Below are 16354 nucleotides of genomic sequence, written 5' to 3' on the forward strand. Positions count from 1 at the left end.
CGGGCGGAGCACCCCTCTGCGTTACGGGGTCGGAGCCAGAACCTTCGCCGCTTCTTTCTTCGGCTCGGCCGGCTTGCGGCGCAGCCGCTCCTTGGCCCGCTCGACCATCGTGTAGAGGGTCGGAACCAGGACGAGCGTCAGCAGGGTCGAGGTGATCAGCCCGCCGATGACCACGACCGCCAGCGGCTGGGAGATGAACCCGCCCTGCCCCGTCACGCCCAGCGCCATCGGTGTCAGCGCGCAGATCGTGGCCACCGCCGTCATCAGGATCGGCCGCAGCCTGCGCCGGCCGCCCTCGATGACCGCCTCGACGATCCCCAGTCCCTGTGCGCGGTACTGGTTGATCAGGTCGATCAGCACGATCGCGTTGGTCACCACGATCCCGATGAGCATGAGCATGCCGATCAGGGCCGGCACGCCCATCGCCGTGTTGGTGGCCACCAGCAGCCCGACCGCGCCCGTCGCGGCGAACGGAATCGACACGAGCAAGATCAGCGGCTGCACGAAGCTGCGGAACGTCGCCACCATGATCATGAACACGATCGCGATGGCCGCCAGCATCGCCAGCCCCAGATCCGCGAACGCGTCCTGCTGGTCCGCCGACGCGCCGCCGATCTCGTAGGAGGCGCCCGAGGCGAGCGTGACGCCGTTCAGCTTCGTCGTCAGCGCCTGCGTCACGCTGCCCAGGTCCGAACCCGTCGCCTTGGCCGACACCGTCGCCGAGCGCTCACCGTCGATCCGGGTCACCTGCGTCGGCCCGGCCACCCGCTTGACATCCGCCACCGACGACAGCTTCACCAAGCCCGTCGCCGTGGCCAGCTTCAGCTTCTCGATCTCCTTGACGTCCTCGGGAGCCTCACCCACGCGCAGCACCAGGTCGCTGGCCCGCCCGTCCAGCGTCAGCTGACCCAGCGGCGCGCCGCGGAAGGCCTGCGCCACCGACTGGCCGATCTGCGCCTCCGACAGCCCCTTGGCGGCCGCCTTCTCCTTGTCGACCCGCACCTCGATCCGCGGGGCGCTGGCCTCCAGGTTCGACGACACATCACGCAGGCCCGAGACCTGGCCCATGGCCGTCTTGACCGCGTCGGCCGCGGTCCGCAGCGTCTCGGCGTCGGCCGCCTGCACGACCACGTCGATGGAGTCGGAGGAGAAGCCGCCGCCGCCCGAACCGCCGACCGTCACCTCACCGACGTCCGAAAGGCCGGTCAGCTTGTCGCGCAGCGCCTGCTCCACCGCCGGGGTGTCGGCGCCCTCCTTCAGCGTCAGCGAGTAGGACGCGCGATCCGCGCCGCCACCGGCGCCGCCGCGCATCGCGTTGCCGCCGCCGACGTTCACCTGGTAGGTCTCCACGCCGTCCAGGCCGGCCAGGACGCCCTCCACCTTCTTGGCGGCCGCGTCCGTGGTGGCCAGGTCCGTGCCCACCGGCATCTTCTGCGACACCGAGATCGTGTTCTGGCCGGCGGAGTCCAGGAAGTTGGTCTGCAGCCTGCCCGCCAGTCCCAGCGTGCCGACCATCACCGCCAGGCCGATCAGGATCGTCGCCAGCTTGAAGCGCGTCGCGAAGCGCAGTACCGGCAGATAGGCGCGCTGCAGCGGGCTGCGCAGCTCCTTGGCCTCGGCCGCCTCCCGCTGCGCCCGCGCCTCCTCCGGCGTCAGCACCGGCGCCTTGAGGAACCAGTACGCCATCACCGGCACCACCGTCAGCGACACCACCAGCGAGGCCAGCAACGCCACCGCCACCGTGACCGCGAACGGGCCGAACAACTCACCCACCATGCCGCCGACCACCGCGATCGGCGCGAACACCGCCACCGTCGTCAGCGTCGAGGCCGTCACCGCGCCCGACACCTCGCGTACCGCCGACAAGATCGCCGACAGCTTCGCCTCGCCGTAGCCGAGATGGCGCTTGATGTTCTCCAGCACCACGATCGAGTCGTCCACCACCCGGCCGACCGCGATCGTCAGCGCGCCGAGGGTCAGCATGTTCAGCGAATAGTCGCCCGCCCACAACGCGATCAGCGCGATCACCACCGACAGCGGGATCGACACCGCCGTCACCAGCGTCGAGCGCACCGACAGCAGGAACACCAAGATGACCAGCACCGCGAACGCCAGGCCCAGCAGGCCCTCGGTGGTCAGGCTCTCGATCGACTGCTGCACGTAGGGGGCCTGGTCGAAGACCACCTCCACGGCCGTCTCCGACGAGTCGCCCAGCGAGCGGCCCAGGTCGGGCAGCTTCTCGCGGATCGCGTTGGAGATCGACACCGCGTTGCCGTCGGGCATCATCGTCACTGACACGCCCAGGCTGGTCCGGCCGTCGGTACGGGTGATCGTCGTCGCCTCGGCCAGGCCGCGGGTGATGTCGGCCACCGAACCCAGCTTCACCGGCTTGAGCGGCTTGGGCTGGGCGAGCGCGGTCGTCTGCGCCGGACGGCCGCCCGGCTGCTGCTGCCCGCCCGGCCGGCCCTGCTGCGGCTGCGCCTGCGGCTGTGCTTGGGCCGGGGTGGCCTGCGGCTGGGCCGGAGTCAGGTACAGGTCCTTCAGCTTGTCGATCGAATCGACCCGCTCGCCCACCTGCACCGTGAGCGAGGAGGAGCCGGAGTTCAGCGTGCCCGCCGGGATCGGCGTCCCGTTGGCCTTGAGCACGTCCGGGATCTGCGCCGCCGACACCCCGGCCAGCGCCATCTTCTTCAGGTCCGGCTTGATCGTGACGACCTCGTCACGGGTGCCCGTGACCGTCGCCTCCCGTACGCCCTTCACGGCCTGCAGTTCCGGCACCATGATCTGGCGCAGCTTGTCGGCCATCGCCCGCTCATCGCCGCCGTCGCCCACCGCCAGCACCAGCACCGGAATGTCATCGGTGTTACCCGCGACCACCTGGGGTTCCACACCGGAGGGCAACTGCGGCTGCACCCGGCTGACCGCCTGCTGCATCTTGCTGATCGACGCCTCGATGTCGGTGCCGAAGGCGAAGGCCACCTGAACCTGGGTCATGCCCTCCTTGGAGGTGGAGGTCATCTGCTCCATGCCGTCAATCCCCTGGAAGGAGTCCTCCAGCGGCTTGGTCACCTGGTCTTCCACGATCTCGGGCGAAGCCCCGGGATAGGAGGCGATCACGAACGCGCCGGGGAACGACAGCGACGGCAGCAACTGCTGCTTGAGCTGCGGGATCGTGAACGCGCCGAACGCGGTGATCACGATCGAAAGTAAGATCACGAGGCTGCGGTTGGCAAGACTCAACCGGGCGAATGCGGTCATGAGCGTCCCTTCAGAATTCGCCCCAGACTAACACTTCGCCTTGTACGAATATTTAAGCTGCCTTGGCTTTCCTGATAACCTTCTCAGGAAGCGAGAGGTGAGTGTGGACGACGAACGCGAAGACCTGATCCGCCGGATCACCGAGACCCAGCGCGGCCTCGGGCGGGCCCTGAGCCAGACCCAGTCCGCCTTATTCACCTCCAACCTCACCATGCGGCAACTCAAGGTTGTCATGCTGCTGTCGCACACCGGTTCGGCCTCCGGGCAGGAGCTGGCCCACGACCTCGGCGTCGGCCTGGGCACCGTGACCGGCATCGTCGACCGGCTGGTCAGCCATGGGCTGGTCAGCCGGCGGGAAGACCCCCACGATCGGCGCGTGCGCCGGGTCGAGCTGACGGACGCGGGCGCCAAGCTCCTGGCCGAGATCAACGATGTCGGTCTCGACCACTACCGGCGCATCATGGACCACCTCGACACCGAGACCCTGCGCTGCCTGCTGCAGGTGACCACCCGCGTCCGCGAGGTCGCCGACCAGCTCTACCCGTGACCCTCCGTAAGCCTCTAGCCTCTAAATGAGGGTATTTATTCGATTATGTGTTTGGGTTTTTGTCCCGCCCGGACGCCTTTACAAAGTAGATTTTTTGGACATGCGGGACAAGACCGGCGGCAGGTCGTTCTCGTGGGTGATCGTCAGGCGGCGGGTGGCCCTGGTCACCGCCACATACAGGTCCTGGCCGCCCATCGGTGACTGCGCCATGATGGCCGCCGGCTCCACCACGACGACGGCGTCGAACTCCAGCCCCTTGCACTGGGTCACCGTCAGCACCACCACGGGCGCCTCCAGATCGCCGCCATCCGGCAGCAGCGCCGCCACCCGCGCATGAGCGGTGTCCGGGGTGATGACGGCCAGGCGGCCCTCACCGATCAGCGCCAGTTCCTCGGCCACCAGCGCGGGCAGCCCGGCCAGGCCCGTACGGACCGCGCGGGGCTCGGCCTCCCCGTCCCTGACCGACTCCGGCACGCTCTGGGACGGATCGACCACACGCAGGACGTCGGCCGCGACCCGCATGATCTCCGCCGGCGTCCGGTAGTTGACCAGCAGCCGCTCCTCCCGCCAGCGGCCACGCAGATAAGGGTCCAGCACCTCGCCCCAGGAGCGTGCGCCCGCCGCCGAACCCGTCTGGGCGATGTCGCCCACCACCGTCAGCGAGCGGGCCGGAACCCGGCGCATGACCATCCGCCACGCCATCGCCGACAACTCCTGCGCCTCGTCCACGATCACGTGACCGTAGGCCCACTGGCGGTCGGCCGCGGCCCGCTCGGCGGTGCTCAGGTCCAGGCCGGTGTCGGCGTGGCGATCGGCCAGGACGTCGGCCCGGTCGAAGATGCCCTCCTCCAGCAGGCCGGTGCTCTCCAGCACCTCCCGGGCGTAGCGCTCCTGCTCCTCCCACTCGCCCTCGGCCTGCCGCGACGCCGACCGGTCGGCCGAGTCGTCCTCGCCCAGCAGTTCGGCCGCCTCATCCAGCAGCGGGACGTCGCCGATCGTCCACGGCGAGCCCGCCGGCCGTACCAGCGCCTGCCACTCCAGTCCCGGAGGCGAGACCTGCCACAGCGTCTCCGGGGAGGCCAGCAACTCCCCGATCAGGCGCTGCGGCGTCAGCTCCGGCCACAGCCCCTCCACCGCCTCGTATATCGCAGGCTCCTGCCACAGCCGCGCGGAGGCCAGCGTGAGATCGACCTCGTCCAGATCGCGCTCCAGATCCAGCGGCTCGGCCAGCTCCGGATCCTCGAACTCCATCTCCGCCAGCCGCAGCGCCTCCTCCACCGCCCGCGCCTCGGCCCGCGCCAGCTCCTTCAGCACTTCGGTGACGAACAGCTTGCGCGCCATGTTGTGCGGCAACCGCACCGCCCGCGCCCGCTCCCGCAACGCCACGCACACCGCGCGCGGCACCCGCAGCACCCGGCCGTCCAGCAGCACCTCCAGATCGCCCTCGGGCAGGCGCTGCCGCTCACGCACGGCCGCCGCGACCACCTCGGCCATCCGCGCGTCGCCCTTGACCACCGCCGCCCGCGGCGCGTCGACGTCGACCGCGCGCACCCCGGGGAACAACTCCCCCACCGTCGACATCACCACCTGCGTCTCACCCAGCGCCGGCAGCACCTGGCCGATGTAGCGCAGGAACATCGGATTGGGCCCCACCACCAGCACCCCCCGCCGCTCCAGCGTGTCGCGGTGGGTGTAGAGAAGGTAGGCGGCGCGGTGCAGCGCCGCGACCGTCTTGCCGGTGCCGGGGCCGCCCTGCACCACCAGCGCCCCCTGCAGAGAGGCGCGGATCACCCGGTCCTGCTCGGTCTGGATGGTGGCCACCACGTCACCCATCCGCCCCGTGCGGCCCCGGCGCAGCGCCGCCAGCAGCGCCGCCTCGCCGACCAGCGTGCGGCGCTCGCCCTCGCTCATCCGCTCCAGGTCGAACACCTCGTCATCCAGGCCCACCACCGTGCGCTCGCGGGTGTGCACGTGACGGCGGCGCAGCAGGGCGCCCGGATCGCTGGCCGTGGCCACGTAGAACAGGCGGGCCGCCGGGGCGCGCCAGTCGATCAGCACCGATTCGTGCCCCTCATCGCGCAGCCCGATCCGGCCGATGTAGGTGGTCTCGCCGCCGCTGTCGTCGATCCGGCCGAAGCACAGCCCGCGCTCGACCCCGTCCAGCTGCGCCAGCCGCCGCGCCTGCTCCGAGGCGCTCACCTCACGCTCGACCCTGGCCTGGCGGGTGCCCAGCGCGCCGCCCCGGCCGTACACCTCACGCAGCACCGCCCGCGCCCGCTCACGCGCCGCGTCGAGTCTGCCGTAGAGCATGGACACGGTCCCCTGCTCGACGTCAAGGGCTTCCGCGAGAGCATCTTGACGATTAGCCATTCGCTGGTATACTCCTAACGGGAGGCTTGTATATAGCTTTTGGCTGAAGTGCCAAGTAAGTGAGCGTACCGCCCCTCCCGCCTTCCCGCAACCGCCTCGCCGGCCGGCATCGCGCCCGTCGCCGTGCACATCGACGCCCATGGCGGCCCCGAGTAGGCCGCCACCGCAGAGGTCACCGAGGAGGTCGGCCTGACCGTAACCCGCCTCCACCTGCTGCACCAGGGCTGGCGGTCCAACCGGTGCCGCAGACCCACCGGCGGCACCGTCGGCCACCAGTGGACGATCTTCGAGACCCAGACCTCCGGGCAACTCCACCCCTCGGCCCGCGAGGTGCGCGCCCCCCGATGGCTGCACCCCGACGAGCTCCAGCAGTACGCCCAGCGCACCGCCGCCTTCGCCGGACAGATCACCGCAGCTGAGTCCGCGGCCCGGCCGGGACTGGAACCAGTCTGGGTCCGCTTCCTCCAGACCTGCAACTCGTCGCCATGCCCGGCGAGGCGCTCGACCGGATCGACGATGTGATCTGACCATGTCCCGCAGCCGATGGTCAGTGCGCCCCGACAGCGCGAGCGGCCACCAGCCGGGCTACGTGCGCCCGGATCCGGTCGCGATCCTCGGGAAACACCGACCCCCACTCCTCATCGAGGGCGAACCAGCGCGGCGGCTACCCGCTCTCCCCGCTCAGCGGCGCATCGAGACCGACGATCGCGGCGTACGACAGGCCCAGCGTCGGCGACCAGTCCGAGCGGTAGGAACGCACGCAGACCGCGGCCGGCACCTCCAGCAGTTCCACGTGCAGCCCGGCCTCCTCCACCAGTTCGCGTGCTGCCGCGGCGCGGGGGGTCTCTCCCGGCTCGACCTTGCCACCGGGCGGCACAGAGCCGCGCACCCTGTGCTTAACCAGCAGAATGTGCCCGAAGCCTGGATCACTCACCCAGACATCCGCCGCCAGCGGCTCCATCGGGTGCCGACGCGCCTGCTCCAGCCAAGCCCGCGCGCCATCGAATTCAAGGGCCGCCAGGCCGACATCGACGGCCGCGGCATCCAAGATCGTCTCTTCGTCCTCGCGGTGGATCACCCGCACACCCTATGCCGCCACCTCCGTACGGGATGCCAGCCACCGAACGAACACGGAACCGGAAAGGCAGGTCCACCATGCATCGTGAAGTGACCACACGCGGGCCTGGGTCGTCTTGGGCGGAATCCACCTGCTCAACCAGACCACGCCGCGCCGACCGGACGACCCCATCGTCCTGGTCCAGGTCCCACCCCAGGAAGCGAGCGCTTCCCCAACTACCACCGTTGTCGTCCGCTGGGACGCGCTCGGCCTCTGCCCTGTCCGCCCGCTGACCGCCTCCGGCGACACGCTCGCACCGGACCGCGATATTGACGGCAGTGTCCTCTTCCCCGACGCCATCGCCGGTCCCGATCTGATGGCGATGGCCGGCCCCACCGTGGCTCCCGGCCTCGTACCGCTGTGCTACCTGGCGCAGCACACCGGCGGCTACCACGTCTTCGCCCAGATCCGCTTCCACCCTGAGGATGCCTGCTTCATCCGCATCACCCCCAGGCCGGTTGGCGATGGGCCGGTGGAGGCTCTGCGCTGGCTGCCCCCGCACTCGAGGCCCACGCCTGCGCGGCGCTCCGCCTGAACAACCGTAAGCGGTACTTCCAGACTCACTTCGCCGGGACCGAGTTGGAGTACAAGTTCAACCTGACGCCGGGAACGGGCATCTGGGTGGCCGCCATGGAGTTGCTGAAGGCTCTGCGTCACGGCGTCCTGGACGGCTGCCAGCCGGAGTACCGGAATGAGTTCCAGATCTACTTCACCGAAAACCACCTCTTCGACCTTCATCCAGACGGTGAACGGCGGCCACGTGCTGAAGCGGAAGTGGTATACGGAGGACACCTTCGCGCGCCGCGAGCAGATCTCCCCCGACCTGGACATTTCCCTGGGCGGCTTCGAGGAGTACTACGCGAGGAGATGGGCCTTCAGGTACGGGCCATGCCGCCCTTCCGCCGCGTCCGCTACGACATCCAGTGCGAATCCATGATCACCGGGCACATCTGCGGCATCTTCCTCGACCACTGTTCGCTCCTTGCCGCACCGGACGTGAGGCTCTCGCAATGCGAGCTGGAGTACCGACGCTCGCGCAGCCTCCTGGACCACGACCAGAACGAGGTGCTGGCGGAGATGGAACGCATCAGGAATTGGCTCCAGGACTACCTCACCGCGCGGCCTGACGCAGGAGCGCACCTACTACTCCAAGCGCACCTTCCTCCGCGACGTACTCGCCGTCCGGCTTGACCTCGCCCCGGCCACTGAGCACAGGCTGGGGCCGCTGCCGCTTGGAGGCGCCCGCGATAGAACTCGCCATCACGTAGGAAGTGAATCGATCACGGCAAGCCACGGATTGTCGGGCGTCTGAAACAGTTACGCACAGCGCTCGCTAAGGAGCCCTACGTGACGGCCCGGGGGGGTAAGGCAGTCCGTCGAGTGATGTTCAGGCCGTACGCGCAGTACCGCAGAGCACGCAGTGGCCTCGCCCCGTTCGCCCCCGCACCGGAAAGGAGCCCGCTGATGTGTCCGACAAGGCAACCGTCGCCGATCCCACCCCCGAACAGCACCAGCACGGCGAAGAACAGCAGCACAACGAAGAGCTGACGTTCAACTTCAACGGCGGCGACACCGAATGGACCGATCACCTCACCTGCGCGGTACCGCTCGTAACGCTCCAGAGCGGCGGCGGCACCTCGTACGGCGGCCTCGCTGCGCAGCAGGCAGGCGAGCAGCTCCTCGTCGTGTGGCCGATCGGCCGCGGCCTCCTCCAGCAGTGGCAGCGCCCCCTCGTGAGCGCCGCTCCGGCCCCGGGCTATCGCCGCTACCCGCCGCGCCTCGGCCACCCACTTCGCTGCCATGCTCCTCAACTCAGCGAGCGCGCCCGTGGCACCATCCGAGCCGCCTGCCACGAGAGCCATGCCCTCTTCGGCGCGGCGACGCGCGAGCGCCACGTCGTCCTCGCGCAGTGCGGCCCGTGCCTGCTCCACCAGCGCGCCGAGCATCAGCGCGTCCACCTGGCCGGCGGGCAGCCCGAGCTGGTAACCGCGCGGGATCCGGACCACGACATCGGCGCCGGTAGGCCGCCCTGGTCCGCGAGACGACCACCTGCAGCGCCTTCGTGGGGTTGGCCGGCGCTTCGTCGGGCCACAACTCCTCGACCAGGCGCTCGACACTGACTCCCGCGTGGCCGTGCATGACGAGCACGGCCAGCAGGGTGTGCGCGCGATCGCCGACCACGCGCACACCCCGCCAGCGGACGCCGTCCAGCAGGACCAGTGCAGGGGACACACCTTCAGCTTACGGACGAGTCACCAGGGAGGAGCGTGCCCACGCTTCACGCTCACCCGAATCGTGCTTACGATTGGTGCGATGCCAGGACCGCATTCGAGGTGAACCGAATGGCCATGGACGATAATCGCAATAATGAGGGTCTCGAACCTCTGGAAATTCCAGATCTTGATCTGCGGTCAATGGACGCCCTAGAGGGGACCGCCCTGGGTCAGATTCTCGATGAGCTGTACGGAGCGGACTTAGACGTCGCCGCGGAGAACGGACGGCTCGGCCAGATCTTCAGCTCCCACTCCTCGCACAGCCGGTTCAGTTCGTTCAGCTCCTTCAGTTCGTTCAGCTCTTTCAGCTCTTTCAGCTCATTCAGCTCACACAGTTCCTGGTCCGGACGGTAGCCAGAGTGCCCGGCATGGGACCGCCCCTGGTGACCGCCGAGCCATTCAAGTCGTTCATCTGCAAGGTGGCCTCCCGCTGCAACCTGGATTGCGACTACTGCTACGTGTACCGGCACGCCGACCAGTCCTGGCGTCGCCAGCCGCGGCGAATGTCGATGGCCACGGCCGCCAAGCTCGGGTCGCGCATCAACGAGCACGCACAGGCCCACCACATGTCGCAGGTCGATTTCATCCTGCACGGCGGCGAGCCGCTCATGCTTGGGCTGGACTACCTGCGCGAGCTGTGCACGACGGTGACCAGAAACGCGCCAGACGTGAGAATCCGCTGGAACGGCCAGACCAACGGCACGACGTACACGCCCGAAGTGCAGGAGTTTTGCCGGGAATGGGATATGTCTTTCGGGCTGAGCATGGACGGGCCGCGCGTGGCCAACGACCGGCACCGGTTGGACCACGCCGGACGGTCGATGTTCGACCGGCTGGAACGCGCGCTCGAGTTGCTGAGCAGCGCTGACGGGCGTCGGCTGTGGGGCGGGATTCTCGCGGTCATTGATCTGGCGAACGACCCGCTGGAGACGTACTCCTATTTCCGGTCGTTCAACCCACCGTCGATCGACTTCCTGCTGCCGCTCGGTCATCACGACCACCGGCCGCCCGGAAAGGAAGGCGACCTGTCGGCCACGCCGTACGCGGACTGGCTTCTGGAGATTTTCGACGCCTGGTACGCCGAGCGCCCGCAGCCCATTCGCATCAGGCGCTTCCGCGACATCATCGCCCTCTACTTGGGGGCCACCCGCAGCTCCGAGGAATGGGGCCTGCAACCGGTGGACTTCGTGGTGGTCGAGACCAACGGTGAGATCCAGGCCGTGGATACGCTGAAGGTCACCTATCCGAACGCGTGCGATCTCGGCATGAACATCTTCACCCACAGTTTCGACGCCGCGCTCGTCTCGCCCATGGTGCATGCGCGCCAGCAGAACTGGCACACGCTCAGCGACGTCTGCCGCGCCTGCGACCTGGTCAGGGTCTGTGGCGGCGGCTATTTCCCGCAACGGTATTCGCGGGCGAACGGATTCCGGAATCCGTCGGTCTACTGCGCCGACTTGATGAAACTCATCCGCGTGGTGACCGGTCGGGTCCAGGGAGACCTGCTCAGGATCTCTGCCCAGGGAGCGAGATGAACGCGGAGACGATCGCCTCGTTCGTGACCGCGGCCGGGTGGACCCCGGCCAATCAGGTGGCGTTCACGGCGCGGTACTACCACACCCTCGTCGGCATCCGGGAGCTGCGGCGGCGGCTGGGCGAGATCGCGCCCCGGTGCCTGGCGGAGTCGGGGTTCGAGGCGAGCTTCGAGGCGATCGCGGGCGCGCCAAGGGAGGTGCAGCGGCGCGTGCTCGGGCATCCGAGTGCTGGATTCTGGGTGGACGTGGCGTGGAACCTGCTTGTCCGGCGGGCTCCGGAACGATTCCCCCGAATGCATGTGGTCCCGCACCTGCGGGAGTTCGTCAGGTTCGCGGCCAGTGCGGCGCTGCTGGCGGGAAAGGGGACTGTTTCCGGGATGGTCCGTGCGGATCTCGTCGGCCGAGTGAGTCTGCCGGGTGCCGGGGTGAGCATCGGGGGCGGTCAGCCGTACACCATGGTGGAGCTGCGGGTGGACGGTGGCGAGTTGGCAGGGGAGCCACTCCGGGTGCCGCGGCTGGCGGCGGGCCCCGAGTTGAACTGGCTGGACGGGGATCTGCGGCTGGGTGGGAGAACGCCGTACAGCTTCGCGGACCTGGACGCGGCGCAGGCGCGGCACTGGCGGCAGGTGCTGGACGGGCACCTGGACACGATCGCGGCGGCCTGGCCAGAGCTGGCCGAGGAACTGGCCCGGGGGGTCGCGGCGATTGTGCCGATCCTGTCCCCCGACCCGGCGCTGCACGTCAGCGGCAGCTTTCGAGAGGCTCCTGGCATGATCGCTCTCTCCCTGGGGGAGCCGCTCGCCACCGTCGAGGCGCTCGTGCACGAGTACGGTCACCAGAAGCTCTACGCCGTTCTCATTCTCGACCCCTTGATCGTGAACGATCCGGGGGAGGCCGTGCACTACTCGCCCTGGAGGCCGGACCCGCGTCCGCTGAGCGGGTTGTTGCAGGCGACCTACACGTTCGTGCAGGTGCTCGACTTCTACCTGGCGCTGCTCGACGTACCGAACGAGCTCGACCGTACGGCGGTGATCGAGCGTGCCTACCAGGTCGGCCGCCAGGTGGAGACCGGTCTGGAGGTACTTACCGGGCAGGCGGCCTTCTCGCCGGCCGGTGAGGTACTGGTCACCACCATGGTCAAGCGCCTCAATGAGGTCCGTGACGCCCTGCCTCGACCGCCGATCGAGGTCCGCGACCGGGTGGACACGGCCTGCGCGGCCCACCGCGCCCGGCACACCCGGCACACCCGGCAGCCCCCCATGAAGACCGAGATCTCTGCAGACGGTGATTCGGAAACCCTCGCCTCGCTCGGGCTCCCCCCGAACTGGACGGCGGACGCCATCCTGGGCCGCTGGTACGCCGGGGACTCCCTCCTCGACGCGGTCCGCGCGGCCCCCGCCGATCTCGCCGTGCCCTCGGGAGACTCCCTGGTAGCCGACCTTGCCGCCGCTCATCTCGCCTACGTCCTCGACGACTATGCGACCGCCGCCGAACGGTACGCGGCCTGTGTCCGGCGCAGCCCGCGCACCCCCTATTTCTGGCAGTGCTACGCCTTCGCCCTGCGCCATCTCGGCCGAAGTGACGAGGCACTCCACGTGCTCACCCACACCCCTGCCCTGATGGAGAGCGAAGACCTGCCCACCGGACAGACCTTGCGCATCACCCTGCCCGATCCCGAGCCGAGGCCGGTCGTTCCGAACGAGCCGCCGCCGAACTTCACCGAGCTCTTGGGCAGCCCCTACGCCGTGCGGGAACTGTGGTCGAGCCGCTACCGTGACTTCGTCGAAGCCACCGGCGGCACCCAGTTCCCCACCCTGATCGCCGTCGCCTGCGGCCTGAAGCCGTCCATGGACCTCTGGATCCCGGCCGAAGGCTGGCAGGCGTTCCTGCGCGTCGTCCACGACGCGGGCTTGCTTTACTACGTGGACGCCTGCTTCGACCGCAACTCCCCCCAGATCACCCAGGTCCCTCCGGACCAGCTCACCACCACCCGCGCCGCCTTCTCCGCCACCCTGCTCCCCGGCACAGAAGCGCACGTGTTCCTCGCCCGTGATCCCGTTGCCCTCGACAAGGTCGTCGGGGCGGGCTGGTACCCGCTGATCATCGATGGCGTGGTCGTCAACAAACACCGCGCCGACCACGACAAATTCGGCGACGCGCTGGGCTATCCCCCCTGCTGCCAGGACTTCTTCCGCCACCGCAACAACTGGAACGACGACAACACCTACTATGCGGCCCTGCTGAACACCGAGGGCGTCCCTTCCCCCCTCTGCAACCCGTTCTTGAGGCACACCGTCTTCGGGCTCGTGCCGTACATGCCGTGCTCCTACTCCTGTCCCGCCACCATCGAGTACGCCTCCCGCTTGCGCGAGCGCATCGCCCCCGACCTTCCCGGCTACCTGGCAGCCACGGACCACGCCCTCCGCAAAACCGTGCTCTGCGTCTCCGAACTGCGTATGTACTGGTTCGACGGTGAGCGGGTGAACCGCCACGGCGGCCAGGTCGAGATCCGCTACGACGGCGTGGACTCCCTCTACCGCATCGAAGCCGAGGACCCGCTGCACGGACTCCTGAGCGCGGGCGACCGCTGCGTACTCGACGGCGAGGTTCTGCGCGTCCACCGTGGAAACGCCTATGTCGGCGGCTACCAGACACGAGGAGACCGACATGGCCCAGAGTGCCCATTCGTCATCTCCTTCTCCGGATAAATCTCCTTCTCCGGCTGACCGCGCGGCCCACAGGCGACGGCTGCTCGCGATCATCGGCTGCGCCTTCGTCGCGCTCGGCCTCGGCGGGTACGCGCTGTGGTCCGGGCTCGAACAGGGCGACCAGCTTGCCAGCGTGGTCGCGGCCATCTCCGGTATGGTCGGCCTCGCCATCACCGTCCACGATCGCCGTTCCCAGCGCGCGCCGGACGTCCCGCCCACCCCCAAGGCCTTCGTGTACGGCGATCTGCCGCGTGGACCGCTTGGCCGCCAACCCCGCGAACACATCCAGAGGGCGCTGCGCGACGCCTGGCCCGCGACCGGTAACGATCCCGTCGTCACCGTGCTCACCGGCATCCCGGGCGCGGGCAAGACGATGGCAGCGGCCTCCTACGCGCGCGCCCGTCAGGCCGAGGGCTGGCGGCTGGTGTTCTGGCTGTCCGCCCAGTCGGCCGACCAGATCCAGGCCGGGCTGAGTTCGCTCGCCCACCACCTCAACCTCCCACAGGAAGGCGAGGAGGCAGCGGTGTCCGCCGGGCGGGCCCGGCAGTGGCTGGCCTCCTTCGACGGCCCCGGCCTGGTCGTCTTCGACAACGCTGAGGAGCCCACCGACGTGACGCCGTGGCTCCCACCCACCGGCAGGCTGCACATCATCGTGGCCACGCGCAACCGCGCCTTCGACCGGGTGTACCCCTGTGTCGAAGTCGGTGTCTTCACGCCGGAGGAGGCGGAGAGCTTCCTGCGGGAGCGGACCCTGCTCGACCAGTCGGCCGAGGCGTCGGAGCTCGCCGCAGAGCTGGGCTACCTGCCCCTGGCGCTCGGCCAGGCAGCTGCGGTCATCCGACAGTTGCACATCGGCTACGACCGCTACCAGAAGCTGCTCCGCGGCTCAGCGCTGCGGTCCCGGCTCCCCGCCGTGAACGGCGAAGGCTATCCCGACAGCGTGGTGGACACGATCCTGGTCTCGGTCGCCCGGATCGAGCAGGTGGATCCCGACGCCCAGGTGCTGCTGGAGGTGATTGCGCTCCTCTCGCCCAGTGGCGTGCCACGGAACCTGTTCTCGGCCGCGCTCGGGGTCGCCGGAAACCGGCTCGACGACACCTTCGCGGTCCTCTCCGACGCTTCGCTCATCACCTTCAGCCAGGACAACGAGACCGTCCTCATGCATCGCTTGGTGCAGCGTGTGCTCCGTGAGCGCGCCCAGCCCAGGATGCCCCAGGTACTTCGGCACACGATCGGCCTGCTGCGTGGTTTCGACCGCCACCTCGCGCGCAACCCCGTGAGGTGGCGGGCTCGTCCCCAGATCGAGGCCCTGGCCCAGCAGGTCTCCACTGTGTACGGCGTGGCGAGGTCGCATGGTTCCACCGGCCTCGCGCTGTTGCGTCTCTGCGCCGCCACCGGGGGATACCTGCTCGAGCTGGCCGAGCCGACCCGCGCTGCCGCGCTGCTGGAACCCACCCTGGCCGACCAGGAACGCCTGCTCGGCGCTGACGACCGGGTCACCCTGATCACCCGCAATGACCTCGCCGAGGCATACCGGATGGCAGGCCACTTCGACCAAGCCCTGGACCAGTTCAGGGCCACGCTGGAGGCCCGGGAGCGGACGCTCGGTCCCGACCATCCGGAGACGCTGATCAGTTACAACAATCTCGCCGGGGTCGAACGGGCCAGGGGAAACCCCCGACGCGCCATCGAACTGCTGGAGGACGCGCTAATCAGGCTCCGCGCGGCGCTGGGTGACGAGCACGAGTACACCCTGGTCAGCCTGGGCAACCTTGCGGGCGCGCTGCGAGAGAGCGGCCTGGAGGACGAGGCGATCCATCTCTTCGAAGGGACCCTGGCCGAGCAGGAACGCCTGCTGGGGCAGGACCACCCGCACACGTTGTCCACCCGCGGCAGCCTGGGGACCGCCGTGGGGTCGCGCCGGCATCGGTCGCGGGAGGCGATCGCGCTGCTGGAGAAGACGGTAGAGACGCAGTCGCGGCTGCTCGGCGACACTCATCCGGAGACGCTGGCCGGTCGTGCGAGGCTCGCCGGGGTGCTGCTCAGCGCGGGCCGGAAACGCGAGGCCATCGCGATCCTACGGACCGTCCTCCCGGAACAGGAGGCCCTGCTCGGCGACACTCACCCGGACACGCTGGCCACCCGCAGCGGCCTGGCGAGCGCGCTGCGCGCGTCCGGCCAGGTGCGGCAGGCCATGGAACTGCACCAGCGGACGCTCGCGGGCCGGGAGAAGACGTTCGGGCCGGACCATCCCCTGACGGTCTCCAGCCGGGGCAGCGTGGCCGGGACGTTGTGGCAATTGGGACGGGAGCGGGAGTCCCTGCTGGTGTACGAGCGTGCGTTGGCCGACGCCGAGCGTGTGCTCGGCCCCGATCACCCGGATACGGCGGCCATCCGACGGAGGTTCGACCGAGCCCGCGCCCCCCGGACCAGCCGGTTCGTGCGTTGGCTCTCCTCTCGGCGGTACTACCTGCCGAGGCTGAACGTTTGAGCTGCAGGCCCCCATACATCGGGTGGAACGCCGCGTGAGCCAGTCACGTCGAAGA

10 protein-coding genes and 1 pseudogene are annotated in these 16354 nt (G+C 69.1%); 7 read left to right on the forward strand and 4 right to left on the reverse strand.

Going from position 1 to position 16354, the window contains the following annotated elements:
* Positions 1-21: 21 nt before the first annotated feature.
* Positions 22-3258 carry an efflux RND transporter permease subunit gene (locus tag ACGFJ2_RS47670; protein ID WP_393479956.1) on the reverse strand — a complete coding sequence of 1079 codons (3237 nt, stop codon included), beginning with the start codon at positions 3256-3258 and terminating at the stop codon, positions 22-24.
* 97 nt (positions 3259-3355) lie between these two features.
* On the opposite strand from ACGFJ2_RS47670, the gene ACGFJ2_RS47675 reads away from it, so the two are divergent.
* A complete protein-coding gene (locus ACGFJ2_RS47675; protein WP_357956780.1) occupies positions 3356-3805 on the forward strand; it encodes a MarR family transcriptional regulator in 450 nt (149 codons plus the stop codon).
* A 78-nt stretch (positions 3806-3883) separates the two neighbouring features.
* Here ACGFJ2_RS47675 and ACGFJ2_RS47680 read toward each other — a convergent pair whose 3' ends face one another.
* Positions 3884-6175: a HelD family protein gene (locus ACGFJ2_RS47680; protein ID WP_393479958.1), complete on the reverse strand. Its 2292-nt coding sequence runs from the start codon at positions 6173-6175 to the stop codon at positions 3884-3886.
* Between the two features lie 171 nt (positions 6176-6346).
* Between ACGFJ2_RS47680 and ACGFJ2_RS47685 the strand changes: the two are divergent.
* Positions 6347-6697, forward strand: a pseudogene (locus ACGFJ2_RS47685) (hypothetical protein); the annotation flags it as partial.
* A 142-nt stretch (positions 6698-6839) separates the two neighbouring features.
* Here the strand turns inward: ACGFJ2_RS47685 and ACGFJ2_RS47690 are convergent.
* Complete coding sequence (locus ACGFJ2_RS47690; protein WP_393479961.1) at positions 6840-7253, reverse strand: NUDIX domain-containing protein; 414 nt, start codon at positions 7251-7253, stop codon at positions 6840-6842.
* A gap of 115 nt (positions 7254-7368) precedes the next feature.
* On the opposite strand from ACGFJ2_RS47690, the gene ACGFJ2_RS47695 reads away from it, so the two are divergent.
* A complete protein-coding gene (locus ACGFJ2_RS47695) occupies positions 7369-7827 on the forward strand; it encodes a hypothetical protein (protein ID WP_393479963.1) in 459 nt (152 codons plus the stop codon).
* A gap of 44 nt (positions 7828-7871) precedes the next feature.
* Entirely contained in the window at positions 7872-8483 is a 612-nt protein-coding gene (locus ACGFJ2_RS47700; RefSeq protein WP_393479965.1) for a hypothetical protein, read from the forward strand.
* A 152-nt stretch (positions 8484-8635) separates the two neighbouring features.
* On the opposite strand, the gene ACGFJ2_RS47705 is transcribed toward ACGFJ2_RS47700, so the two are convergent.
* Positions 8636-9298: a BTAD domain-containing putative transcriptional regulator gene (locus tag ACGFJ2_RS47705; RefSeq protein WP_393479968.1), complete on the reverse strand. Its 663-nt coding sequence runs from the start codon at positions 9296-9298 to the stop codon at positions 8636-8638.
* A gap of 635 nt (positions 9299-9933) precedes the next feature.
* On the opposite strand from ACGFJ2_RS47705, the gene ACGFJ2_RS47710 reads away from it, so the two are divergent.
* The 3 genes from ACGFJ2_RS47710 to ACGFJ2_RS47720 are packed head-to-tail and all read left to right on the forward strand — an operon-like array spanning position 9934 to position 16299.
* Positions 9934-11100, forward strand: a complete 1167-nt coding sequence (locus tag ACGFJ2_RS47710) for an FxsB family cyclophane-forming radical SAM/SPASM peptide maturase (RefSeq protein ID WP_393479970.1) — start codon at positions 9934-9936, stop codon at positions 11098-11100.
* Positions 11097-13808: an aKG-HExxH-type peptide beta-hydroxylase gene (locus ACGFJ2_RS47715; protein ID WP_393479973.1), complete on the forward strand. Its 2712-nt coding sequence runs from the start codon at positions 11097-11099 to the stop codon at positions 13806-13808. Before ACGFJ2_RS47710 ends, ACGFJ2_RS47715 begins: the two co-directional genes overlap by 4 nt.
* Entirely contained in the window at positions 13768-16299 is a 2532-nt protein-coding gene (locus tag ACGFJ2_RS47720) for a tetratricopeptide repeat protein (RefSeq protein WP_393479975.1), read from the forward strand. Before ACGFJ2_RS47715 ends, ACGFJ2_RS47720 begins: the two co-directional genes overlap by 41 nt.
* Positions 16300-16354: the final 55 nt, after the last annotated feature.

The sequence above is a fragment of the Nonomuraea sp. NPDC049028 genome, assembly GCF_043197735.1.
Lineage (GTDB): Bacteria > Actinomycetota > Actinomycetes > Streptosporangiales > Streptosporangiaceae > Nonomuraea.

Coding starts and splice junctions, on each gene's coding strand:
- ACGFJ2_RS47670 (WP_393479956.1), bottom strand. CDS start 3,258: ATGACCGCATTCGCCCGGTTGAGTCTTGCCAACCGCAGCCTCGTGATC.
- ACGFJ2_RS47680 (WP_393479958.1), bottom strand. CDS start 6,175: ATGGCTAATCGTCAAGATGCTCTCGCGGAAGCCCTTGACGTCGAGCAG.
- ACGFJ2_RS47710 (WP_393479970.1), top strand. CDS start 9,934: ATGGGACCGCCCCTGGTGACCGCCGAGCCATTCAAGTCGTTCATCTGC.
- ACGFJ2_RS47715 (WP_393479973.1), top strand. CDS start 11,097: ATGAACGCGGAGACGATCGCCTCGTTCGTGACCGCGGCCGGGTGGACC.
- ACGFJ2_RS47720 (WP_393479975.1), top strand. CDS start 13,768: ATGGCCCAGAGTGCCCATTCGTCATCTCCTTCTCCGGATAAATCTCCT.